This is a genomic window from Variovorax sp. GW823-FHT04B03, assembly GCF_058796495.1.
The window spans coordinates 314,553-339,158 of the sequence record NZ_JBXAIT010000002.1 but is presented as its reverse complement, the minus strand read 5'-3'; the positions used below and the strand labels follow the sequence as shown (position 1 = coordinate 339,158).

Below are 24,606 nucleotides of genomic sequence, written 5' to 3'. Positions count from 1 at the left end.
CAGTCGGCAGGTACGCGTTCGCCCGTCGAAACGTACCGGCCAGGTTCTTTCGTGTTCCCGTTCATCGACAACAGAGGAGAAAACTACGTGATTCCCACCCAGCCAACCCAACGCGCCAGCGGCTGCAAGCCGTGCGCGCCCTGGGCAGGCGCCGCAGCGTTGACGCTGGGCTTCCTTTTCGGAAGCCCGGCTGCATTTGCCGCGTCGCCGCCCGCCAACACCGTCATCGGCAACCAGGCGTCCGCCAGCTATTCGGACGCCGCCGGGACGACCCAGGTCGCCACCTCCAACCTGGTGCAGACCACTGTTCTCCAGGTGGGCTCGTTCACGCTCGACAGCGTCAACCAGGTCACGACGACCATCGTCAACACCAAGTCCGGCGCGGCCGGCGCCACGGTCTATGCGCCTCACGTGCTGACCAACACCGGCAATGGCGTCGACACCTTCGCCCTCACGGTCAAGGCCGATGCGGGCAAGTTCTCGCGCGTTGAGGTCTTCGCCGATGCCGACGGCAACGGGCTACCCGACAGCACGACGGCGCTCTGCTCGGCAGCTGGCACGGACGTCTGCACGGTGACCCCGGCGCAGAGCGTGCCCGGCAACAACGGCGCATTCCGCTTCGTCGTGGCCTACACGATCCCGGGCTCGGCCAGCGGCACCGGCAATTTCGATGCGGCAACCATCACCGCCACCCCGGGCACCCCGGCGCTGTACACCGCGCCGAACACCTCGGCGGCCGACAAGGACGAGGTCAAGCTGGCCACCGATGCGGTGTTCAATGTCACCAAGGCGATCGGTGTTCCATTGGTCGCCGCACCTGGCGGCGGCGCATGGCCGGCCCCGTCGGCCAGCGGGCCGCGCTCTTCCGCTGCCTGTACCGCCACGAGCTGGACAGCCGGTCTCGCATCGAACGCGAACTGCCAGTACTCGGTCTACACCCTCACGTTCAACAACACGGGCGGCGCGCCGGGCAAGTTCGCGCTGTCCGACGTGCTGCCTGCAGGGTTGACCTACGTCACCGGTTCGGCCGTGTGGAGCGGTGCGTCGGGCACGGCGCTGGGTGACGGTGCGGCCGGCGATCCGTCGGGCATCGACTTCCAGGTGACCGGCAACACGCTGAATGCCGTGGTGGCTTCGCTGAGTCCGAACGTGACGCAGACGCTGAGCTTCGTGGTGCTGGTGAACAGCACCGCGGCGGTCGGCACGTCCACCACCACCAACGTGGCCCGCTACAACCCCGCGAACGCGGATGCCAATGCCCCTCCGGCGATCACCGCGGTGGCCATTGGCACCGTCGGCTCGACCACCAATCCGGCGGCCTACACCGTCCTGGCGCGTTTCGGCATCGTGGTGGGTTCCAACCCGTCCACGGCTGCAACGGCACTCGACGCGACACCCGGCACGCCGAACCCCGCCGGCCAGGACCTGACCACGAAGACGCTGGCTGTTACGGGCGGCAGTGTCCGTTTCCCGCAAACCGTGTTCAACACGGGCGGCGCCTCGGATGCCGTGAACCTGTCGATCTCCGCCAGCACCTTCCCGGCCGGCACGAGCTTCCAGTTCTTCGCGGCTGACAGCGGCGCACCGCTGCTGGACACGAACGGCGACGGCGTGCCCGACACCGGCCCGATTCCGGCCGGCGTGAGCCTCAACATCGTGACGCAGGTGCAACTGCCGCCGGGCACGGTGGGTGGCGCCTACGTGGCCACGGTGCTCGGTCGCTCCGTGAACGACAACACGAAGATCGATGCGACCGAAGACCGCCTCGAGCGCGTGATCGAGACCCTGGTCGACCTGACCAATACGAAGATTGGTACAGGCACCGGCAGCGTCGCCAACGGCGACCTCGGCGCGGGCCCCAGCCCGTTGCCGACGCAGGTCCACGACACGGGGGCCGGCACCGGCACCGTCTTCACGCTGTGGGTGAAGAACCACGACGTGGTCGACGCGACCTACAACCTTGCGGCCAGCCAGACGACCGGTTTCCCGGGCGCGCTGCCGGCAGGCTGGACGGTCAAGTTCGTGGCGTTTGGCGGCACCTGTGCATCGCCGGCCATCTCGAACCTCGCGGTCATCGCCGGGGGGCAGCAGGCGGTCGAAGCGTGCGTCACGCCGCCTTCCTCGCAAGCCGCAGTCACTGCAGTGAAGATCTACTTCAAGGTGCAATCCACTGCGGTGGCCTCGACCGGCGGCATCGCGTCCGACGTCAAGACCGACGCCGTGACGGTGACCTCGACGGCCCTTCAGCTGGGCGCTTCGCTCACGCCGAACAACAACGGCCAGGTCGCACCCGGCGGCACCGTGGTGTATGCCCACACGCTGACCAACATCGGCGCCCAGAGCTGCGGCGCGTACACGCTGACAGCCAAGGTGCCTGCGGCAGATGAGGCGCAAGGCTGGACCACCGCGGTCTACCTCGACGTCAACGGCGACGGACAGATCGACGCTGGCGACACGCCGGTGAACGGTCCGCTGGCAAGCCTGCCGGCCGGTGCGGCGCAGAAGCTGCTGGTGCGTGTGTTCGCGCCGGGGGGCGTGAGCGCGGGTGTCAGCAACACCACGACGGTGACGGCCACCTTCACCGACCCGGCCCCCAACTGCGGTGCGCCCTCGGCCACCGACATCACGGCCGTGATCACCGGCCAGATCCGCGTCCTCAAGACGCAGGCGGCCGACGCGACTTGCGACGGTGTGGCAGATACCGCGTTCGCGGCAACGTCGCTGCAGCTGAAGCCGGGTCAGTGCATCGTCTACCAGGTCGTTGCCACCAATGAAGGCATCGTGCCGGTGACCAACATCGCCATCAACGACGCACTGCCGGCGTACACCGTCCTGAGCGCGAAGCAGCCTGCATTGCAGTGCGAAGCGCCGGGCATTGGCGGTACGACGCCGGTCTTCGCATCGACCGCCACGGCGGTGAGCTGCGGCAGCGCGGCCAACACCGTGGCCCCGGGTGGAAAGGTCACGCTGACCTTCGCCGTGCAGATCAACCCCTGATCTGACATCGGCGCCGCCGACGGTCCCGCCAGGGCCGTCGGCTGTTTCCCGCGAGGCCCGGGTTCATCTCCGGCGCCTCGCCTGTTTCCCCTGCCGCTTTCGCGCACATCGCTGCGTGCAAGCCGTGCATTGCCGGCCCTCGAGGCGGCAGAGGAAAGAGTTCTTCGACTGTTTGACGTATCTCCCGCAGCGGGAGGTGCGAGGGAAGGTTCACCGCGTGCCATTTCTTCTTTCTTCTTCGCGTGCCGGCATGCCTCGCTGGTGGGGCTGCGTGGCGTTCGCGCGCAGCGCGATGGCGGCCTTCGGTCTCGCACTCGCCACCGCAGTGGCACTCGCCATGTTCTTCGCACCGATCGCGCAGGCGGCGCCCGCGCCTGGCGGCGTCGTGATCCGCAGCATCGCGACGGGCACCTACGTCCCGGCCGGCCTCGGGCACAGCGAGACGGCCATCTCCAATGCCGTGACCGCCAGCGTGCTGCCCGTGGAGGCGCTGTCGCTCACGCAGGATCAGCGCGTGAACCGCCCGCCCGGGACCGTCGTCACGCTGAGCCATCTGCTCACCAACACCGGCAACGTGGCTTCGCGCTACACCCTGGGGCTCGTCAACGACGGCGCGGGGTGCCCGGCCGGCGGGCTCGACCTGTCAGCGTTGCGCGTGGCGCGCGACGGCAACCACAACGGCGTCGTCGACGCCTCCGATCTGGTGCTGCTGCCCGGTGCCGCCAGCACGCTCGCGCTGGACCCGGGCCAGACGGCCGAACTGCTGGTGCAGGGCACCATTCCCGCCGCGGCCAGCGGCAGCGCCTGCGTGGTGCTGAGCGCGACCACCGCCCTGCAGGGCGCGAGCGCGAGCAATCGCGACACGGTGGACGTGGGCAGCGTCGCCGTGCTCGCGCTGGTCAAGTCGGCCAGCCATGCGGGGGCCGTCGTGCCCGGCAGCACGCGCATCGACTTCAGCATCTCGGGCACCAACACCGGCGCGCGCGACGCGCAGCCCGGCGGCGCGGCCGCGCCCACCGGCACGCAGGTGCTGGTCAACGGCAGTCCGCGCAGCCTGCTGCTGCTGCGCGACCTCGCTGGCAGCCTGCAGAGCACGGCAGCCGGCGCGGTGCGCCTGTTCCGCATGCCCGGCGACGCCGACTTCAGCTACCGCACCGCCGAAGACGGCGCGGCGATCGAAGTGGCCATCGGCGTGCCCACCGCGCTCGCGCGCAACGCCTCCATCGCCATGCAGTTCGCGGTGCAGGTCAAGGCCGATCACACCGGCGACATCCGCAACACCGCGCACAGCCAGTACAACGACGGCGTCGCGCCCGCCGCGTCGCCGTCGAACACGGTGGTGATCGCGATGGCGCCGCCGCAAGGCCAGGGCCGCATCGGCGTCGCCAAGGCCGCCTCCACGCCGCGCATGCACCGCGGCGCGGACGGCCAACCCGACGGCACGGCCACCGTCACCTTCGACGTCCACGTGCGCAACTACGGCACGGCCGCGCTGCACGGCGTGCAGTTGGCCGACGTGCTCGAAGGGCAGGGCGCCGCGCAGTTCGGCACCCGCACGACCGCCGCGGTGCCGGGCGCGCGCCAGTACACCGTGGTGCCTGGAACCCTGGCCATCGTCGGCAGTCCGGGCAACGGCGTGGCGGGCACGGTCGCGGCTGTCAACGCCGCGTTCAACGGCACGGCCTCCGCGCAGGACCTGCTCGCACCCGGTGCGGTGCTGCCCGTGGGCGGCCAGTTCACGGTGCGTTTCGACGTGCGCTTTCACGTGTCGGGTCGCGCGGGCACGCTGCTCAACACCGTGCGCGCACAGGCCGCGCTCGCCGCCGGCGGCCCGCCCACCGTCTTCGACGACTCCGTCAACGGCAGCAACCCCGATGCCGACGGCGACGGCAACCCCGGCAACGACACCTCGCCCACGCCGGTGCCGCTGCAGCAGCCCGTGCTCTCGCTCGTGAAGAGCGTCTCGCAGCCGCGCCGCGTGGGGGAGGGCGTTTACGAACTCGACTACCGCTTCAAGGTCGGCAACACCGGCGCAGCCCCGGCCCCGAACGTGCGGGTGATCGACAACCTCGATTGCACCTTCGACATGGACAAGCCCGAAGGCCTCGTCGCCGCCTGGGAACTCGTCGGCGCGCCCAAGGTGCGCCACGGCGTGCTGCAGATCGCATCCGGCTTCACCGGCCGCGCCGCCTGCGACCGCGAGGCTGCCGCCAGCGCCGATCCCTTCAAGCTGCCCATGCAGGCCGCCCTCGGCCTCACCGACGGCAGCCGCGCCCTGGCACCCGGCCAGAGCGAAGACGTCGAATTCACCGTGCGCGTCACCCGCAAGCCTTCCAGCAACGGCGCCCGCGTGCCGTTCACCAACAAGGCCTGGGCGGCCGCCTTCGAGCAGAACACCGCCCCGGCGTCGTCGGCTGCGCTCGTCACCGCGAGCGCCAGCAGTGCGTCCTCGATGCTGGCCGACCCGCAGGGCGTGGTCTACAACGCCGTCACCCGCCAACCGGTGGCCGGTGCCGTCGTCACCTTCACCCGCCAGTCCTGCAGCGACGGCGTTGCCCGGCCGATGGCCCTGGCCGAGGTGTTCGGCGGCGACAGCGGCGTCTACCGCGCCAACGCCGACGGCAGCCTGTCGATGACCACCGGCGCCGACGGCGGCTACCAGTTCTATTTCCTGTCGCCGCCGGTCACCGGCAGTTGCACCTATGCGCTGGGTGTGGCGCCGCCCGCGGGCAGTGCCTACGCGGCGCCTTCGCAGCTCATCCCCGCCACGCCCGGTACCTTCGAGCGCTGCGGCGCCATCGTCCCGAACGCTGCGTCGCCGCAGGGCGCGGAGCCCACCACGCACCACTTCTCGCTCAAGGCCGGTTTCGAGCCTTCGGGTGCGGCCTGCGACGTGCTGCACAACCACATCCCGCTCGATCCGGGCAACGTGCTCGGCCTCGTGCTGCGCAAGGAAGGCAGCAAGCGCCAGGTCGAGTTCGGCGATTTCCTCGACTACGCACTCGTCGTCACCAACAAGACCGGCTTTCCCGTCACCGGCCTCAGCCTCTCCGACCAGTTGCCGCCGGGCTTCGCCTATGTGGCTGGCAGCGCACGCCTCAACGGCGCGGCCACGGCCGAGCCCGTGGGCGGGGCCGGTCCCCGGCTGGTCTTCCGCCAGCCAGGCCTCGCGCTTGGCATCGACCAGTCCGCCACGGTGCGCTACCGCGTGCGCGTCGGGGTCGGCGCACCGACGAACGGCGATGCCGTCAACCGTGCCCGCGCCAATTCTGGCCCGATGCAGTCGAACCTCGCCCAATGGACCGTGCGCGTGACCGGCGGCGTGTTCTCCGACGATGCCTTCCTCTTCGGCAAGGTCTACATGGACTGCCGGCGCGACGGCCGCCAGCAGGGCGTCGACGAAATCGGCGTGCCCGGCGTGCGCCTGTACATGGAAGACGGCACGCACGTCATCACCGACGTCGAAGGCAAGTGGAGCCTGTACGGCCTCAAACCGGTGACCCATGTGCTGCGGCTCGATGCCACCACGCTGCCCGCCGGCGCGCGGCTCGAAGCGCTCGACAACCGCAATGCCGGGCGCCCCGGCAGCCGCTTCGTCGATCTCAAGAAGGGCGAATTCCACAAGGCCAACTTCGTCGTCGCCAACTGCGACGCACCGGCGGTGATGAGCGACGTCATCGCGCGGCGCGAAGCCATCGCCGCCGTGCCCGACACCGAGGCCGAAGCCCAGGTGCGCATGCGCCTGGACCCCGAGGGCCGGATCGTCCCCGTGGGCGACCGGCGCGCGCTGCCTGCCAGCGGCGAGGTGCGCGCGGGCGGCAGCACCGGCACCGCCTCCATGCAGGCCAGCTCGGCGCCGCTGATCGCGATGCCCGCCGCATCGGCGTCGCCCAGCAGCTTCATCGGCGGCGCGTCGGGCAGCCAGGGCAGCACGCTCGGCGCGGTGACCGGCGGCGCCGCGGTGGATGGCGCATCCCCCGTGGGCAGTCTTTTCTCCGGCATGCGCGTGTCCCGCGGTATTGCGCAGCCGACCGCCGCGGTGGCGCCGCCGCAGGCCGTCCCCAGCCCCATCGACCTCGAGGCCCTGCTGCCCCGCATCGAAAGCAACGCCCTCGGCTTCATCGACCTGCGCGACGGCGACACCTTGCCCTCGACCTCGCTCAACGTGCGCGTCAAGGGCGAAGCCGGCCTGGCGCTGCGCCTGAGCGTCAACGGCCAGGGCGTCGAGGAGCGCCGCGTCGGCAAGAAGACCGAGCAGGCCAGCCGCCGGATCGGCGCCTGGGAATACATCGGCATCGTGCTGCGGCCCGGCGTCAACCGCTTGGTGCTCGAAGCCGTCGATCCGTTCGGCAACGTGCGTGGCGCCGCGCAGCAGATCAGCGTCACCGCGCCCGACAAGCTCGGCGCCATCCACATCGACGTGCCCGCCTCGGCGCAGGCCGACCTGCGTACGCCCGTCGTCGTGAAGGTGCGCCTGACCGACGCGGCCAGCGTGCCCGTGACCGCGCGCACGCAGCTCACGCTCGAGACCGACCGTGGCCGCTGGCTCGACGAAGACCTGAACCCCGCCGAGCCCGGCACCCAGGTCTTCATGGATGGTGGCGTGGCCGACTTCCGCCTGCTGCCGCCCGGCGAACCCGGCGACGCCCGCCTGCGCGTGACGGCCGCGAGCTTCACGACCGAGGCGCGCCTGGCGCTGCTGCCCGAGCTGCGCCCCATGATCGGCGTGGGCATCGTCGAAGGCGTGCTCGACTTCACGAAGCGCGGCCAGGTGCCGCTGGGCGCGATGCCCGCGGGCGCGGCCTTCGAGGCCGAGCTGTCCGGCCTGGCCGACGAGGGCAACGACAAGCGCCGTACCGCCGCGCGCGCTGCCTTCTTCTTCAAGGGCGCCGTCAAGGGCGACTACCTGCTCACCGCCGCCTACGACTCCGACAAGACCCGCAAGGACCGCCTGTTCCGCGACATCCGACCCGACGAGTTCTACCCCGTGTACGGCGACTCGTCCGCGAAGGGCTTCGACGCCCAGAGCACGCAGAAGCTCTACGTGCGCATCGACAAGAACCGCTCCTACCTGCTGTACGGCGACTTCAGCACCGCCAGCAGCACCGAGGTGCGCAGCCTGAGCCAGGTCAGCCGCTCGCTCACCGGCCTCAAGCACGTCTACGACGACGGCGAGGTGCGCACCACCACCTACGCCTCGCGCACCGCGCAGACCCAGCAGGTCGAGGAGTTCCGCGCGGTCGGCACCTCGGGCCCGTACTACCTGGGCGCCAGGGGCGGCGAGTTCGTCGAGAACAGCGAGCAGGTCGAGATCGTCGTGCGCGACCGCAACCAGCCCGACCTCGTGCTGCAGCGTTCGACCGTGACGCGCTTCGTCGACTACACCGTCGAGCCGCTCACGCGCCGCCTGCTGTTCACGCGCGCCATCGCGTCGGTCGATGCGAACCTCAACCCGCAGTCGATTCGCGTGACCTACGAGGTCGACGCGGGTGGCCCCAAGTTCACCGTGGCCGGCGCCGACGTGCAGCTCAAGGTGGCCAAGAACCTGCAGGTCGGTGTGGTCGCGGCCATCGACGAGAACCCCGAAAACCGCCGCAAGCTCGGTGCCGTCACCGCCCTGGCGCGCCTGGGTGAGCACACCACCGTCGCCGGCGAATGGGTGCAGACCGACTCCGACCGCAACGGCAAGGGCAGCGGCGCCCGCGTCGAGTTGCGCCACCAGAGCGAAGACCTGGCCGTGGCCGCGCTCGCGAGCAAGACCAGCACCGGCTTCGACAACCCCGGCGCGAGCTTCTCGGCCGGGCGCACCGAAGCGTCGGCCCGCGCCGAGTACCGGCTCGACGCCGCCACCGCCCTGCGCGGCGAACTGCTCTACGGCCAGGACGCCCTGCGCGAAGGCACCCGCCGCGGCATCACCGCCAGCGTGCAGCGAAAGTTCGGAGAGCAGCTGGTGGGCGAGTTCGGCCTGCGCCACGGCCACAACGGCACCGGCCTGGGCAGCGGCTCGGGCTTCGACTACGGCCAGGTCTCCACCTACAGCGGCAACCTCGGCAGCGGCGTGGCCGCCAACAACGTCACCGCGCTCGGCGCGGCAGCCAACGCCGGCACCCAGGCCAACGCCAACGACGACGACCTGACCACCGTGCGCGCCCGCCTGTCGGCGCAGGTGCCGGGCGTGCCGCAGGCCCACGTGTTCGTCGAAGGCGAGCAGGACCTCCGCAAGTCCGACCGCCACGTGCTCGCCGTGGGCGGCAACTACGCCGTCACCGACAAGACGCGCCTGTACGGCCGCTACGAACTGGTCTCCAGCCTCTACGGGCCGTACGAGCTGAGCGCGGGGCAGTCGAACAACGTGGGCATCCTGGGCATCGAGAGCGCCTACATGGACGGCGGGCGCGTGTACAGCGAGTACCGCCTGGCCGACAGCCTCGACGGGCGCGCGGCACAGGCCGCCACGGGCGTGCGCAACACCTTCAGGGTCGACGACCACTGGCGCCTGACCGGCGGCGTCGAGCACACGCGCCAGATCGGCGGGCTGCGCAACAGCGGCAACAACGGCACCGGCCACGCCAGCGGCCTGGCGGGCGACTCCACCGCCATCACCGGCGGCGTGGAATACACCGACGCGCGCATCAAGGCCAGCGGCATCCTCGAAGGCCGCCACGGCGACGACGCCGACACGCGCCTGTTCAGCGCGGGCTTCGGCTTCAAGATCGATGCGTCGTGGAGCCTGCTGGCGCGCAGCGTGATGAGCGCCAGCGAAGGGCAGGGCGCCAACGCCGGTAACGCGCACCACCTGGCGCGCCACCAGATCGGCCTGGCCTACCGTCCGGTGGACACCGACAGCTGGAACGCGCTCATGCGCTACGAGCGCCGTTCCGAGCGCGTCACCGGCACCGGCAGTTCGACCGGCGCACTCGACGGCGCGAGCGTCTTCGGTGCGGGCAACGGCAGCGCAGCGCTGCCCGGGCGCACCAGCGCCGACATCGTCTCGGCCCACCTCAACTACAACCCGCGCCCCGGCACCGTGATCAACGGGCGCTACGCCGCCAAGTGGTCGCGCGCCGACGACGGCCTGCTGCGCAGCACCTACTGGGCGCACCTGCTGCAGGCGCGCTACACGCAAGACCTCAACGACAGCTGGGACCTCGGCGTGCAGGCCGGCCTGCTGCGCGGCAAGGGCGGCGGCCTGCAGAAGACCTTGGGCATCGAAGTCGGCTACCAGGTCATGAAGGACCTGTGGGTGTCGGCGGGCTACAACTTCGTGGGCCTGAAAGACCGCGACCTGGCGGCCAACGACTACACGAGCAAGGGCGCATACATCCGGCTGCGTTTCAAGTTCGACGAGACGGCGCTGGGTGCCGCGTCGGCGGGCGCAGCAGCCCCCGTGAAAGACGAGCGGACCGATCGATGAAGTCGCGGAGGAATGGCCAATGAAAATGCAAAAAACTGATTCGATGCGCTGCGCGACGGCGCTTCGCTGCCTACCCGTGCGGACGCGTGCGATGGCACTTGCGAGAGGCGTGGCGCACTTCTTTCATGCCTTGCGCGGCGTCCTCTTTCTGGCACTGACCTCGCTCCTGATCGGCACGCAGGCCACGGCTGCAGAGTTCTGTCTATGGAAGAGCGGGACCTACGGGGGCATCGCTGTCACCACGGAGGGCGTATGCGGGGTGGAGGACAAGTTCGCATGGGGTACTTATCTCCGGCTGGGAAAGCCCAACGTGCGGGAGGCATGCACGTTCAACTTTTCTGTGCCGGTGAAGAACGTGAGCGTTCGAACTTACCTGCTCAACTGCAACCCAGCAGATGGGTGCGAGAAGATGGTGGTGTCCGTCAACGGAAATCACTATCCGTTCACTGCGGCGGAGATCACGACGCCTGCCCCCGGTCCAGCGACCGCACAGATGGGTAGCCTTGCGCCGGTAAAAATCGATGCAGACGGCAATCTTGAGGGGGCGACAGCCAGTTCTGGAGCCTCTGCATGGGCCTATGTTTCGGGAACATCCGTGTCTTCCGTCACGCTCTCGAACGAGCCAAGCTACGGTCAGCCGAATGGGTCGGACAACGTGGTGTGCTTCGTGGCGCCAGACCCCCAGTTGGCGCTCAAGAAGGAAGCCAGCGCAGCCCCATGGGTCGTGGGCCAGCCCGCCAGCTACACACTCACGCTGACGAGCACGAATGGCGTCGAGACCACTGGCGATGCGCTGGTGGAGGACAGAGTGCCGCCTTCGCTGACCATCGGCGAGCTTCCTCCGTGGTGCAGCCGAATAGGCCAGAACATCGGTTGCCTAGTGCCTGCAGGGCTCACATCGTCCGTGTCCTTCGTCATTCCGGTGACGCCCCTGCCTTCCGCCGTGCCCGAGGTGACCAACACGGCCACGGCATTGGACGGAGGAGACCGCAATTGCAACACCAAGGGGGCGTGCACGAGCACGGTGACCACGCCGGTGGTCCCTGCGTCTCCGCCCGTCATCACCTCGACCAAGACGGTCAGCGCCAGCCCGCTGGTGGTGGGGGCGCCCAACCAGTTCTACGCTGTGCTCGTTACCGTGGCCAGCGGCACGACCACGGCGCCGATCTCGGTGATGGACACCTTGCCGCCGGGCGTCACCCTGCGCGGGGCCCCGACATTGGTGGCGGGAACGACCACCGGCGTGCTGAGTGGTTGCCCGACCTCGGGATCGAACACGACCAACTGCAGCGTGGCGGCGGGCATCGCGCCCGGCACCTTCGAAATACGGATTCCTGTGAACGTCGCCGCATCGGCCGTGGGCGCAACGGGCGGCACGAACACGGTGAATCTCAGCGGCGGTGGGGATGTCGCATGTACGACGGCGCCAGCAGAGGCGTGCGATGCGAGCACGCCGCCCACGCGCGTGGTGTCTCAAGCGACGTTGAAACTCGAAAAGATCGCTGATGTGGCGGAGTTCATCATTGCCGAGCCGGCCAGCTACACGCTGAAACTGAGCAGCACCAATGCCGGGATGACGACGGCGAACACTGTCATCACCGACACCGTCCCGGTCTCCTTGACGATCGGCACGCTGCCTTCGGGGTGCAGCAGGGCCGGGCAGGTCGTGACGTGCACGGTGCCTGCGGGCATGGCAACGTCCGCGTCGTTCGTCATCCCGGTGACGCCTCTGCCGGCTGCGAGGCCGCGCGTGATCAACGCGGCAACGGCCGTGGGGGGCGGGGACCCCGCGTGCAACGGTGTCGGTCCATGCGCGAGCACGACAATCACATCGGTTGCTGGGCCGCGCATCCGGGGATTCAAGTATTCGAGGCCCCACCCATTGATTGTCGGGGCGCCGGGGCAGCTCTACGTGGTCGACGTCGTTGTGGATTTTGCAGCGACCACAGCGCCGCTCGTGCTCGAAGACGTCTTGCCCAAGGGCATCACACTGGCTGGACCGCCCGTGCTGGTCGCGATCAATACCACGGGTGTCCTGAGCGGTTGTTCCCCCGCCGGCTCCATGGTCGTCCGCTGCAGCGTGGCTGCGGGTGTCATGCCCGGTGGCTTCTCTGTCGAGATTCCTGTACACGTCGACGCCACGGCCGTCGGGCCGCTGGGTGGTACGAACTCCATCAACCTGAGCGGTGGTGGGGATCCGCTTTGCACCACCTTGCCGAACGAAGCGCTCTGCGATGACTCGACGGGGCCGGTCGCGGTCCTCCTGGGGGACCCGAAACTTCGCATCGCCAAGGAAGTGATCAGCGGTTCCGGCACCCATCGCTTCGACTTTGCGCTGTCGGGCCTGAGCGCGGCTCGCGACACCATCACGGTCAGCGCGCCGGGCCGGGGTATCGGTGCGCTGACGATCACCGGCAAGGTGGGCGTGCCGGTCACCATCACCGAAACGTCGCCCGCTGGCTGGCCCGTGAACCCGGTGAGCGCCAGCTGCCGCGACCTGAAGGACGTCATCGCGCCATCGCCCATTCGCGGGGTGTCGGGTTCGAGCCCGGCCGCAGCGGCCGCGTCGGCGCCGCCGGTGGTGCTGGCCGGCAATGTGCTGAAGATTCCTGCCGAGTGGATGGTGGCCGGTGCGGACCTTGAATGCACCTTCGTCAACAGCGATGCGCATGCCGTCACCGGCCGCGTCTTCAACGACAACGGCAGCGGTGCGGGCGTGCCGAACGACGGCGTGGCCAACGGCGGCGAAGCGGGGCTCGTGGGCGTGCAGATGCGGCTCACCAACTGTGCGGCGGGCGTGTGGTCCACGGCCGTGACCGACGGCTCGGGCCACTACCGCCTGGAGGTGCCGTCGCAGCCGTCGTCGCCGTCCGATGGCGATCCGCTGTGCGTCGAGGAGGTGACGCCGGTGGGCCATCTGTCCACCGGGGCGTCGGTCGGCGGCACGCCGCTGCCTTCCGGCGCGGGCGTGGCCGTGGGCGGGCGGACCTACACCTACGCGCGCACCGCCGCAGGGGCGCCGGACCACATCGCCTTTGCATGGAACGATGCCCGGGCCGGCGAGCTGAACTTCGGCGACGTGGCTCTCAACCGCTTCGGCGCCGACAGCGCCCGCACCGGCTCGCCCGGCAGCAGCGTCAGCCACGCGCACACCTTCGTGGCGCAGACCGGCGGGACGGTGAGCTTCGGCGTGGCCGGCGCGGTGGCCACGCCGCCGATCGACGGCTGGAGCGCAAAAATCTACGAAGACCCGGGCTGCACCGGTGCCTTGCAGGCCGGCGCTACGGTACTCTATCCGCCGGCGGTGCCCCGGCCCGTAATGACGGGGCAGAACCTTTGCGTGGTGGTGCAGGAGTTCATTCCGGCGGGCGCGCTCGCCGGCTACAACGACAAGCGCTCGGTGCAGGCGAGCTTCGTGTTCACCAACGCGTCACCTGCGTTGAGCGCGAGCTACCTCGTGCTCGACACCACGACCGTGTCGAGCACGGCGCTGGAGCTCAAGAAGGAAGTGCGTAACCTGACGAAGAACGGCGACTTCGGGCTCAACAACGAAGCCAAGTCGGGCGAGACGCTCGAATACCGCATCACCTACACGAACAACGGCGCAACGCCGATCAGCGGCCTGACGGTGAGCGACGTCACGCCGGTCTACACCAGCTTCGTCGCCTCGCAGGAAGGCGCGACCCCGGCGACGCTGACCGCATGCACGAAGCGCACGCCGGCCAATGCATTGCCTGCGCCGGCCGTGGCATGCGCGGCCGCACAAGCGCCGGGCGGAACGGGGCCATTGGACTGGAAGTTCACCGGGCAACTCGCGCCCGGCGGCACGGGCAGCGTGCGGTTCAGGGTGACGGTGAACTGAGGACTTGCGCGTCAGCAGGCGCGCAAGCTGCTCCTGCTGCTGCTATCAGCAGCGTCCCTTCTTCGCCTGGCCGGGCGGGCAGTGGCCGCCGCCGCGGTGGTCGTCGTCATGGTCGTAGCGGTCGTGGTCATGGCGACGGTGGTGGCGGTCTTCGCGGCGTTCCTCACGGCGCTCGGCGCGGCGCCAGTCGCCTTCGCGCCAGCGCCAGCCGCCGTCGGCGCGCACCCAGCCGCCCGGGGCGTAGGCGTAGTCGGGGCGGGCCGCCACGTAGTAGCCGGGGCGCCATGCGTAGGCGCGGTCGTTCCATTGCCAATGGCCGGGCACCCAGACCTGGCCGCTGCGCGGGCGGGGCGCGGGCTCGTAGCGCGGTGCGGGCGGCGCGACCTGGATCAGGCCGGGCACGTTGATGTTGACGGACACCTGCGCCACGGCGGGCAAGGTGGCGGCGGCCACGGCGGCGGCCAGAAGAATTCTTGTGAGTTTCATCGTGATGCCCTTGATGGTTGTTATTTGTGAATGACTGAGCTCAAACAACGCCTGAGCGGCGCGTCGCGTGCACGGGTTTGCCCGGAGCAGGGCAGCACAAGCCGTCAACAAAGAGGGAGTTTTGCACGCAGGGCGGGGCCCGCGTGTCGGACAGGCCCGCGAGCGGGCAGACGGCGGCCGATATGTGGCGCCAAAGCAAAAGGGGCCGCAAAGCGAAAAGGCCCGTTACCTTGTGAGTAACGGGCCTTCAGCAAATGGTGGCTCCTCGACCTGGGCTCGAACCAGGGACCTACGGATTAACAGTCCGGCGCTCTACCAACTGAGCTATCGAGGAACAAGCCTTCAATTATATTCAATGGAATCGCCGTTCTGAACGGCGACCCTCAATTTTTGCCAATCGAAGTGCGCGGGGCGATTTCTTTCCATCGCTTGGTACGCGTCTTCGTTCGGCGGTCGTCTCACAAATGAAAAGGCCCGCTACCTTGTGAGTAGCGGGCCTTCCAGAGGCCTTGCGGCTTTGTGATGGCTCCTCGACCTGGGCTCGAACCAGGGACCTACGGATTAACAGTCCGGCGCTCTACCAACTGAGCTATCGAGGAACGAACAAGCCTTAGATTATAGCGTGATTTTTGGGGCTTCCAAAACAACGCGGCGCCGGCGCAACGAATTCGTGGCAACGACGCCGCGATGACGAAGACGAAGCGCTCCATTCATGTCGTCACATCGCGATGCTCACGCCCAGGCGCAGCGTGCGCGGCGCGCCCGGGAACAGGTAGACGTGGCTGAACTGGTAGGGCGATTCCTTCCAGTAGCGGCGATCGAACAGGTTGTCGACGGCCAGCGTCCAGCTCGTGGCCATGCCGGCCAGCTTGGTGTCGTAGCGCAGCACCGCATCCAGGCGCGTCCACGACGGCAGCCGGATCGAGCCGTCGGGCAGCACGTTACGGCGGCCTTCGTACGACAGCTGTCCCGCGAGTTCGAGGCCCGGCACCGACGCGAAGCGGTACGCGGCCTGCGCGCGCAGCACCTGCTTGGGCACGTTGGTGGGCGCCTGTCCGTTGAGTTCGGGCGCGGTCGTGCTGCCGCGCCGTTTGGCGTCGATGAGTGCCACGCTGCCGCCCAGGCGCCAGGGGCCGCCGGCCCATTGCGCGCCGGCCTCGAGGCCGCGGTGCACCGCGCGGCCGTCGTTGCGCACCGTGCAGAACTCGCCGCACAGGTCGAGGTTGGTCATCGGGCGCGAGATGTCGAACCACGCGAGCTGCCAGTTGAACGCCGTGTCGCCGCCCTTCAGGCCGAGTTCCCACTGGCGCGATTGCAGCGCGGGCAGCGCCTCGCCCGCGTTCGCGTACTGCGAACTCTTGTTCGGTACGACCTGCGACTCGACGCCCTTGCCCCAGCTCGCATAGGCGAGCAGCCCGGGCTGGATCGTGTAGCTGGCCGCGATCCACGGCGTGGTGATGCTGTCGCTGTAGCCGGTGGGGCGCGAGCCGTCGGTGCGGATGCTGTCGCGCGACAGCCGCGTGTGCCGCGCGCCGACCCAGGTCGTGAAGCGGTCGTTCCAGCGGATCGCGTCCTGCACCGACAGCTCGGTCGAGCGCTCGTTGCGGTTGGTGTTGGCGTCGGTCAGGCGCGGGTCGGCCGGCGTCATCGCGGTGGCCCAGATGTTGCCGGTGCCGACGTAGTTGTAGGCCTGGTCCTGGAAGCGGTTGCGCACGCGGCTTTGCAGCAGGCCGAAGCCCAGCTCGTGGCGCACGCTGCCCGTCATCACGTTGCCCTTGAGGTTCAGGCTGCCCGCGGTCTGCGTGCGACGCTCGTTCTCGCTGCGGAAGTCGTACACGTCGAAGGTGCCGTCGGAACAGTAGCGGTCGTAGTTGCCTTCGGCGCCGCAACCGAAGGCGTAGGCCAGCCGGTCGTCGGTCTTCAGGCGCTGCTGGCCGATCTGCGCGCTCCAGCGCCAGTCGGCGTTCAGTGCCTGGCTGAAGCGCACCGTACCGGTCAGCGCCTTGAACACCGAGGGCTGCGACCACGGCTGGTTGTTGAGGTTGATGCGCGGATCGACCGGTCGGGGCAGCGTGTTGCCCAGCAGGCTGTAGCCGTTCTGGCTCGGCTGCTGCTTGTGGCTTTGCTCCACCTCGAACTCGAGCACCGAGTCGCGCGTGATGCGCCAGTCGGCCGCGAGCGAGAAGAGGCGGCGGCTGCCGTCGAGGTTGTGCGTGAGCGGTTTGAGCTTTTCGCCGGCCACGTTGAGTCGGTAGCCGAACTGACGGTTCTCGCCTAAGCGCCCGCCGACGTCGAGCGCGCTCAGCACGCTGCCGCGGCTGGTGGTTTCGAGGCGGATGGTGCGCAGGTCCTGCTCGGTCGGGCGCTTGACCACGTAGTTGACGAGCCCGCCCGGCGCGCTGGTGCCGGCCTGGATGCCGCTGGTGCCGCGCAGGATCTCGATGCGCTCCTTGTTGTCCAGCGGGATCGCCGTCTCGGCGCTGATCGGCAGGCCTTCGCGCCGGTAGTTGAAGCGGTTGTCGAGCACGAAGCCGCGCACCGTGAGGTAGTCCCAGTAGCCGGCCGAGTTGTAGGCGTCGGTGACCGAGGCATCGAACTGCGTCAGGTCGGCGAGGCGGCGTGCGCCGCTGCTGCGCAGCTGCTGGCTGTCGATGATGGTGGCCGACAGCGGCAGCTCGCGCAGCGGCACATCGCCGAAGCCGCTGATCTCGGCCTGCGGCGCGGCGGCGCCGTCGTTCACGGTGACCTCGGGCAAGGCCTGCGATTGCGCATGCGCGCCGCAAGCACTGAAAGTGAGAAGGGCGGCGGCAAGCGCGCGCGAAAGCGGGGAGTGCGAGAAAAGTCGGGCGTTCATTCTGTGCGTTCAGGGAAACTGGGGGCGGCGTGCATCGCCGTCATCCATTGCGCGGCCGTGGCCTCGGGGTCGTCGGCGGCGACCAGCGCGCGCACCACGGCGACCGAGCCGACGCCGGTGGCGAGCACCTCGGGCAGCCGCACGGCATCGACGCCGCCGATGCCCACCTGCGGGTAGCCGCGCAGCAGCCGCGCGTAGGCCGCGAGCCGCGCCACGCCCTGCGGCGCGGTCGCCATCTTCTTGAGCGTGGTCGGGTAGATGGCGCCCATCGCGATGTAGCTCGGGCTCACCGCGTCGGCGCGCACCATCTCGGCGTAGCCATGGGTGCTCACGCCGAGCCGCAGGCCGGAAGCGCGCAGTTGTTGAAGCTCATCGGGCGACAGCGCGTCGAGGTCTTCCTGCCCGAGGTGGATGCCGTAGGCGCCGGCTGCGATGGCGACCTGCCAGTGGTCGTTGATGAACAGCAGCGCGCCCGTGCCGTGCACCGCATCGACGGCGGCCTGCACTTCGCGCGCGACGGCGGCGGCGTCGTCCGACTTGAAGCGCAGCTGCACCGTCGGCACGCCGGCGCGCGCCATGCGGCCGACCCACGCCGCGTCGGGCAGCACGGCGTAGAGGCCGAGCCGTTCGGGGCAGGGCGGAAAGGCGTCGGCGCGCGCGGTGGGCGGAAACGGGCCCATGCCGAAATCGACCGGTGCATCGGGCCATGCCGATGCGTCGAACTGGCTGAGCCGTTCGGTCTGCGCGCGCCACGCATGGGCGAGGCATTCGGCGTCGATCTCGATGAAGCCGAGCGCGGTGCAGGCCTGTTTGGCGCCCCGATAGATGGCGTCGTCGGAGGTAAAGCGCGGCGCGCCGCTCACGGCCGTGGCCGTTGCGGCGCCGAAGCGCAGGCCGTGGGCCGCGACGATGGCTTGTGCCACGGCGCGGGCGTTGGAGGTGTCGATGGCGTTCATGGTGCGTGGTGCCAGAAGGGCGTGCCGAGCACGGGCGTGCTGGGCTGCGCGGCGTCCTGCGCGGCCATCGCGCCGGCGCGGTAGGCGGCGCGGCCGGCCTGCACCGCATCGGCGAACGCGCCGGCCATGGCGACCGGCTCCTGTGCGAGCGCGACGGCGGTGTTGAGCAGCACGCCGTCGTAGCCCCACTCCATCACCTGGCATGCATGCGAGGGCAGGCCGAGGCCCGCGTCGACCAGCATCGGCACCTGCAGCCGCTCGCGCAGCAGGCGCAGCGCATACGGGTTGACCGGCCCGCGCCCGGTGCCGATGGGCGCGGCCCAGGGCATCACGGCCTGGCAGCCGACATCGACGAGGCGCTGGCACAGCACGAGGTCTTCGGTGCAGTACGGCAGCACATGGAAGCCGTCGCGGATCAGCTGCGACGCCGCATCGACGAGGTTCAGCGTGTCGGGCTGCAGCGTGTAGTCGTCGCCGATGAGCTCGAGCTTGATCCACGGCGTGTCGAACAGCTCGCGCGCCATCTGCGCGGTGGCGATCACTTCCTGCACGCTGTGGCAGCCGGCGGTGTTGGGCAGCACCGGCACGGCCAGCTTGCGCAGCAGCTCCCAGAAGCCGTTGCCGAGGTCGCTGTTGCCGGAGCCCTGGCTGGCGGTCTGGCGGCGCAGCGAGGCGGTCAGCATCGCGGGCTTCGCGCGCTGCACAGCCGCTTCGAGCACGTCGGGCGAGGGGTAGCGCGCGGTGCCCAGCAGCAGGCGGCTGTGGAAGGTCTGGCCGTAGAGGACCAGGGGATCGGGGTTCGTCATGGTTGTCGTCTCCTTCGTCTTGTCTCTGGTGGCGTCGTTCAGCCGCCGGTCACCGGCCGGATCACCTCGACGCGGTCGTCCGCATGCAGCGGGTGCGCGGCATAGGCCGAGCGCGGCACGAACTCGCGGTTCACCGCCACCGCGAAAGGCGGCACGGCCTGCAGCACGGCCAGCGCGTCGGCGAGCAGCGCGCCCTCGGGCAGCGTGCAGGGCTTGTCGTTGATCAGGATGTTCATCGGGGTCGTCGTTGTTCTCGTCATGCGTCGGGCACGTCCATGCCGAAGCCGCGTGCGAGCGTGGAGCGGCCGTGCGCCAGCAGTTCCATTGCCGCGTCGAGCAGGGCGGGCGCGATCATGAAACCGTGGCGGTACAGGCCGTTGATCTGCAGCACGCGCGGCTGGGGCTGGCGAATGGCGGGAAGGTTGTCGGGCAGCGTGGGCCGGCATTGCGTCGCGATCTCGACGATGCGCGCCTCGGCAAAGCCGCTGTGCACCGCGTAGGCCGCGCTCAGCAGCTCGAGCGTGGAGCGCACGCTGGCGGGCGACAGGTCGTCTGACTCGATCTCGGTCGCGCCGATCACGAACAGGTGGTCGGGCTTGGGCGCGATGTACAGCGGGTAGCGCGGATGCACGAGGCGCGTGGGGCGCTGCAGCGTGACCTCGGGCGCATGCACGCGGATCACCTCGCCGCGCACGCCGCGCAGCGCATTCCATTGCGGCTTGGCACCGAGGCCGCGGCAGTCGATCACCCAGTCGGGCTGGCCTGCCGTGCCGGGCGAAAAGTCGGAGGGCGCACGCGGCGACTGCCAGTGCAGCGTCACGCGCGCATCGGCTTCGAGCGTGGCGCGCAGCGACGCCAGCAGCGCGCGGTTGTCGAGCTGGCCTTCGCCCGGCAGGTACAGGCCGCGCGCGAAGCGCGTGCCCAGCGAGGGCTCCAGCGCGGCGATGGCGGCGGGCGTGTCGAGTGCCTGCATCGGCGCCAGCTCGGGCACCTGCGCGCCGGTGCGCGCCAGCACGCCCGCGAGCCGCGTAGCCTCGGCGGCGTCCTGCCGGTGCCACAGCACCAGCGTGCCTTCGCGCTGGAAGAACACGGGCTGCGCCAGCGGCGCCAGCAGCTCGGGCCAGCGCGACAGAGCATGCTGTCCCATGCGCACGACCGACACCGGCGCCACGGCCGATTCGGCCAGCGGCGCGAGCATGGCCGCGGCCACGCGCGCGGCCGCGCCTTCGGCCTCGGGGCTGCCGGCTTCGTACAGGTCAATCTTGCAGCCAGCTTGCGCGAGCGTGACCGCCATCAGCCGGCCCATCAGGCCCGCGCCGAGGATCGCCGCCGAGCCGAAAGGCAGGGGATGCGGTGTGCTCATGCGGCACCTCCGTCGGCTCGCCGATAATTTTCGACATGACTCAAGCACCCACCCAGCGCTACGCACGCGTGCTCTCCATCGCCGGCTCGGACAGCGGCGGCGGCGCCGGCATCCAGGCCGACCTCAAGACCTTCGCGGCCCTCGGCTGCTACGGCATGACAGCCATCACCGCGCTTACCGCGCAGAACACGGTGGGCGTCTCGGGCATCCACGGCGTGCCGCCCGACTTCCTGAAGGCGCAGATCCAGGCGGTGGTGGAAGACATCGGCGTCGACGCCGTCAAGCTCGGCATGCTGCACGCGCCCGAGGTGGTCGAGGTCGTGGCCTGGGCCATCGACCGCTACCAGCTGAAGAACGTGGTGCTCGACCCCGTGATGATCGCCACCAGCGGCGACCGCCTGATCGCGGCCGAGACCGTGCAGGTGCTGGTGCGCGAGCTGTTCCCGCGCGCCGTGGTGGTCACGCCCAACCTCGACGAAGCCGCCTTGCTGGTCGGTCACGCCATCGCCGGCATCGACGCGCTCGACGGCGCGGCCGACGAACTGCTCGCGCTCGGCGCCAAGGCCGTGCTGCTCAAGGGCGGCCACCTGCCCGGCGACGAGGTGGTCGACGTGCTGCTGGAGCGCAGCGGCGCGCGCAAGCGGCTCGCGTCGCAGCGCATCGCCAGCCGCAACCTGCACGGCACCGGCTGCACGCTCTCGTCGGCCATCGCCGCGCACCTGGCACTGGGCCTGGCGCTGCCCGAGGCGGTCGAGCGCGCACGCACGTACATCCTCGGCGCGATGCGCGCCGGTGCGGATGTGCTGGTCGGTGCGGGCCACGGTCCGCTCAACCACGGCTTTGCGCCAGTGCCGACCCACCGCTTGCCGCTGTCGGCCGGCTGAGCCAGGCCAGCACGAAGGTCGCCGCCAGCGTCGGCAGCGCCGAGCCGAACTGCGGCGCCCATTTGGCGAGCGCGTGGTAGGCCGCGATGCCCGCGAGCCAGATCAGCGCCGCGCCCCAGTCGATGGTGCGCGTGCCGTTCGCCGACACGGCACTTCCGCTGCCCAGCCGTCCCAGGATCACGCCGTACAGCGGCACGAACACCGAACTCAGCAGCAGCAGGAAGGGTTCGAGCGTGTGCATTGGCAGCACCAGCGCGAGGCCGATGCACAGCACCGCCAGCAGCAGGCCCCAGCGCTTCACGCTCCAGCGCGGCAGCAGGCTGTGCGTGGACACCGAGCCCGAGTACACGTCGCCATAGGCGTTGTCGAGTTCGTCGATGAGGATCAGGCCCAGCGCCACCAGGCCGCCCTGCGCCAGCAGCAGCGCCATGACCAGGCTGGTGCCCGGTTCGGCCACGCTCACCACCATCACGCCCAGCGCATAGCACCAGATGTTGGCGAGCGCGTAGCCGATCCAGGTGCCGCTGAACGCGCTGCCCAGGCCGCCCGCGGCGCTGCGCTTGCCGTGGCGCGCGTAGTCGGCCACCAGCGGCAGCCACGAGACCGGCATCGCAATGACGAGGTCGAGCGCACTGAACATGCCCATGCTGCCGTTGCCCGGCCGCGCCCAGAAGGCGTCCAGGCCCTTGGCGTGAAGCTGCGTGGCGAACTGCCAGCTGAGCCACAGCAGCGACAGCACCACCAGGGGCAGGCCGAAGCGGCTCACGAAGCGGCGCACCAGCTTCACCATCGAGCCGGCCAGCAGCGCCAGCAGCACCGCACCCCACAGCAGCGTCGTCAGCACGCCGCCCCAGGCCGTGCCCAGCGCGGCGCCGAAGGCCTGTTGCCCGATGGCCTGCGTGCCTTCTCGCATGATCACGAGTTCGAAGGTGGTCCAGCCCACCAGCTGCACGATGTTGAGCAGCACCGGCAGCCGCGCGAAGGCGCTGCCGTAGGTGGCGTGCATCAGTCCGGCGCTGGCCAGCCCGGTTTCGCAGCCCAGCCGCGCCGTCCAGGCCAGCAGCCCGGCGCCGAGCAGCGAACCCAGCACGATCGCCAGCGCCGCGTCGCGCGTGCCCACGGCCGGCACCAGGTAGGCGCCGATCTGCATCACCAGCAGCCCCACGCCGAGGCTGAACCACAGCGAGGCGTGGTCGTGCCAGCCGAAGACGCGCCGGGAGGCGGGCAGGGGCGTGAGCGCTTCGTTGCCGGACGAAGCGGAACTGTCGTTGTCGTTGTGTGCCATCCGTTTGCTCCAGTGCAAAAGGTTTGGCAGGTGGGCGAGGCTCCAGTGGCGCGGCCGTCACGCGAGACAACGCGACAGGCCACCGGACCAGCTTCCCTGCGCGAGGATTACCTCAGTCAGGTTCAAAGGGACTTTCTCAGCCACACCGGTCGAAACCGGTGCAGCACCCCTAGCGAAATGTCATTTTAGGCGCGTGTGTCGCAGACGCACCGAAAAGTTCCTGCGCACGGAAGAATCCGGCCACAGCGGGCCTTGCACCCGCCGCACCGATGGCGTGCCGGGGCCGAGGGCCTATTCCTCGTGCTTTCCCGCGCCCTCGGCGGAAAAATTCTCGACCACCGATTCGAGCCACCGGCCGACGATTGCCATCTCTTCGTCGCTGAAGCCCTGGGTCAGCCGTGCGTTCAACGCGCCGAGCCCGGCCTTTGCACGCTGTCCGGCAAGCCGTCCTTCCTCGGTCTGGTACAGGCGGAATGCGCGCCCGTCGTTCGGGTCTTGCGCGCGGGTCAGGTAGCCGGCTTTTTCGAGCCGGGCGGCAAGGCCGGACATGGCCGGTGCACCGATGTTCAGTGCCTGCGCGACTTCTCCCGTCAGGGCGCCATCGTTGGTCGACAGGAAAAACATCGTGCCGGCCTGGGCTGCCGACAGCGCGGGCAGGGCGTCGCCGCGGGTTTCTTTCCAGCGCTGCACCGCCCGCTGGGCGACGTTCAGAAGAAACACCAGCCTGTATTTTTTTTGAGCTTTCATTGGATTCCTGTGGCCTGGGCGAAGGCGCTGCAGGTTACATCTTATCCGTATTTATTTCGCACGCGAAGCATATACTTCGCATGCGAATTAAATGCCATCCCTCTCGCACGGTGCGAGAGGGCAACCAGGAGAACCTATGACCGAACACGTGACCGTCGAATCCACCCAGGGTGTCCTGACCCTCACGCTGGCCAGGCCGGAGAAGATGAACGCACTGACCAATGCGATGTATGGCCGTCTGGCCGATGCCATCGCAGGCGCCGAGAGCGACCCGTCCGTCCGGGCCATCGTGATGCGAGGCGAAGGTGGCATGTTCACCTCGGGCAACGACCTGGGCGAATTTGCTGCCGTGGCTGCCGGGAAGGCCGGCAACGAAGAGCGCCATGTCGCCCGCTTCCTGCGTGCGTTGGCGAGTTCAACGCGACCGGTGATTGCGGCGGTCAACGGACGCGCAGTCGGCGTGGGGACCACCTTGCTGTTGCACTGCGACTTCGTCGTGCTGGCTGAGGATGCGCTGCTGTCCACGCCGTTCGTCAACCTGGCGCTGGTTCCCGAAGCGGCGTCGAGCCTGCTGCTGCCTGCCCGCATCGGCCACGTTCGTGCCTACGAGATGTTTGCGCTGGGCCTGCCGGTGTCCGCTGCGCAGGCCTTGGCCTGGGGCATCGCGAACCGGGTCGTTCCTGTGTCGGACCTGCACGGCGAGGCGCAGAAGGTTGCCGAGCTGCTCGCCAGCCGTGCCGCGGGCTCGTTGAAGCTGACGAAGGGCCTGATGAAGCAGGGCGCGGCCGTTGCAGCCCAGATGGACCTCGAAGGCGCGCAGTTCGTGGAGCGCCTCCAGAGTCCCGAAGCGCGCGAAGCCTTCACAGCGTTCGCCGAGAAGCGGGCCCCTGACTTCTCAAAGACTGCGGCGTAGCGGCAAGCGGGTCGGTCATCGTCCAGATGTCGGCCGACC

The 24,606-nt window shown here is 69.5% G+C and carries 13 protein-coding genes, 2 tRNA genes and 1 riboswitch; of the genes, 5 read left to right on the top strand and 10 right to left on the bottom strand.

Annotation, left to right across the window (positions count from 1 at the left end):
• Positions 1 to 87 precede the first annotated feature (87 nt).
• From AC1RAD_RS10290 to AC1RAD_RS10280, 3 genes are all read left to right on the top strand, one after another.
• On the top strand, positions 88 to 2,997 hold the full coding sequence (locus AC1RAD_RS10290; protein WP_492734708.1) for a beta strand repeat-containing protein: 2,910 nt from the start codon (positions 88 to 90) through the stop codon (positions 2,995 to 2,997).
• Between the two features lie 250 nt (positions 2,998 to 3,247).
• Positions 3,248 to 10,411, top strand: coding sequence for a hypothetical protein (locus tag AC1RAD_RS10285; RefSeq protein WP_492734707.1), 7,164 nt, complete (start codon positions 3,248 to 3,250; stop codon positions 10,409 to 10,411).
• Positions 10,412 to 10,430: 19 nt separating this feature from the next.
• Entirely contained in the window at positions 10,431 to 14,273 is a 3,843-nt protein-coding gene (locus AC1RAD_RS10280) for a prealbumin-like fold domain-containing protein (RefSeq protein ID WP_492734706.1), read from the top strand.
• 45 nt (positions 14,274 to 14,318) lie between these two features.
• Here AC1RAD_RS10280 and AC1RAD_RS10275 read toward each other — a convergent pair whose 3' ends face one another.
• The 8 genes from AC1RAD_RS10275 to AC1RAD_RS10240 all read right to left on the bottom strand — a co-directional run bounded on the left by AC1RAD_RS10275 (position 14,319) and on the right by AC1RAD_RS10240 (position 20,738).
• A complete protein-coding gene (locus AC1RAD_RS10275) occupies positions 14,319 to 14,759 on the bottom strand; it encodes a YXWGXW repeat-containing protein (RefSeq protein WP_062472450.1) in 441 nt (146 codons plus the stop codon).
• Between the two features lie 258 nt (positions 14,760 to 15,017).
• Positions 15,018 to 15,093, bottom strand: a tRNA-Asn gene (locus tag AC1RAD_RS10270).
• A 189-nt stretch (positions 15,094 to 15,282) separates the two neighbouring features.
• Positions 15,283 to 15,358 (bottom strand) — tRNA-Asn (locus AC1RAD_RS10265).
• A gap of 119 nt (positions 15,359 to 15,477) precedes the next feature.
• Positions 15,478 to 17,613: a TonB-dependent siderophore receptor gene (locus AC1RAD_RS10260; RefSeq protein ID WP_492734705.1), complete on the bottom strand. Its 2,136-nt coding sequence runs from the start codon at positions 17,611 to 17,613 to the stop codon at positions 15,478 to 15,480.
• Positions 17,610 to 18,569, bottom strand: a complete 960-nt coding sequence (thiE, locus tag AC1RAD_RS10255) for a thiamine phosphate synthase (RefSeq protein WP_492734704.1) — start codon at positions 18,567 to 18,569, stop codon at positions 17,610 to 17,612. Before thiE ends, AC1RAD_RS10260 begins: the two co-directional genes overlap by 4 nt.
• Entirely contained in the window at positions 18,566 to 19,375 is an 810-nt protein-coding gene (locus AC1RAD_RS10250) for a thiazole synthase (RefSeq protein WP_447787643.1), read from the bottom strand. Before AC1RAD_RS10250 ends, thiE begins: the two co-directional genes overlap by 4 nt.
• A gap of 38 nt (positions 19,376 to 19,413) precedes the next feature.
• Positions 19,414 to 19,611, bottom strand: a complete 198-nt coding sequence (gene thiS / locus AC1RAD_RS10245) for a sulfur carrier protein ThiS (RefSeq protein ID WP_492734703.1) — start codon at positions 19,609 to 19,611, stop codon at positions 19,414 to 19,416.
• A 20-nt stretch (positions 19,612 to 19,631) separates the two neighbouring features.
• Positions 19,632 to 20,738 carry an FAD-dependent oxidoreductase gene (locus AC1RAD_RS10240; protein WP_095950173.1) on the bottom strand — a complete coding sequence of 369 codons (1,107 nt, stop codon included), beginning with the start codon at positions 20,736 to 20,738 and terminating at the stop codon, positions 19,632 to 19,634.
• Positions 20,739 to 20,773: 35 nt separating this feature from the next.
• On the opposite strand from AC1RAD_RS10240, the gene thiD reads away from it, so the two are divergent.
• Positions 20,774 to 21,622: a bifunctional hydroxymethylpyrimidine kinase/phosphomethylpyrimidine kinase gene (gene thiD, locus AC1RAD_RS10235; protein ID WP_492734702.1), complete on the top strand. Its 849-nt coding sequence runs from the start codon at positions 20,774 to 20,776 to the stop codon at positions 21,620 to 21,622.
• Here the strand turns inward: thiD and AC1RAD_RS10230 are convergent.
• Positions 21,567 to 22,907: a purine-cytosine permease family protein gene (locus AC1RAD_RS10230; RefSeq protein WP_492734701.1), complete on the bottom strand. Its 1,341-nt coding sequence runs from the start codon at positions 22,905 to 22,907 to the stop codon at positions 21,567 to 21,569. The genes thiD and AC1RAD_RS10230 overlap by 56 nt on opposite strands.
• Before the next feature lie 76 nt (positions 22,908 to 22,983).
• Positions 22,984 to 23,088, bottom strand: a riboswitch (TPP riboswitch).
• 110 nt (positions 23,089 to 23,198) lie between these two features.
• The gene (locus AC1RAD_RS10225) at positions 23,199 to 23,654 is read right to left on the bottom strand and encodes a MarR family winged helix-turn-helix transcriptional regulator (RefSeq protein WP_062472473.1); all 456 of its coding nucleotides are present in this window, start codon (positions 23,652 to 23,654) and stop codon (positions 23,199 to 23,201) included.
• 136 nt (positions 23,655 to 23,790) lie between these two features.
• On the opposite strand from AC1RAD_RS10225, the gene AC1RAD_RS10220 reads away from it, so the two are divergent.
• Positions 23,791 to 24,567: an enoyl-CoA hydratase gene (locus AC1RAD_RS10220; RefSeq protein WP_447744590.1), complete on the top strand. Its 777-nt coding sequence runs from the start codon at positions 23,791 to 23,793 to the stop codon at positions 24,565 to 24,567.
• Positions 24,568 to 24,606: the final 39 nt, after the last annotated feature.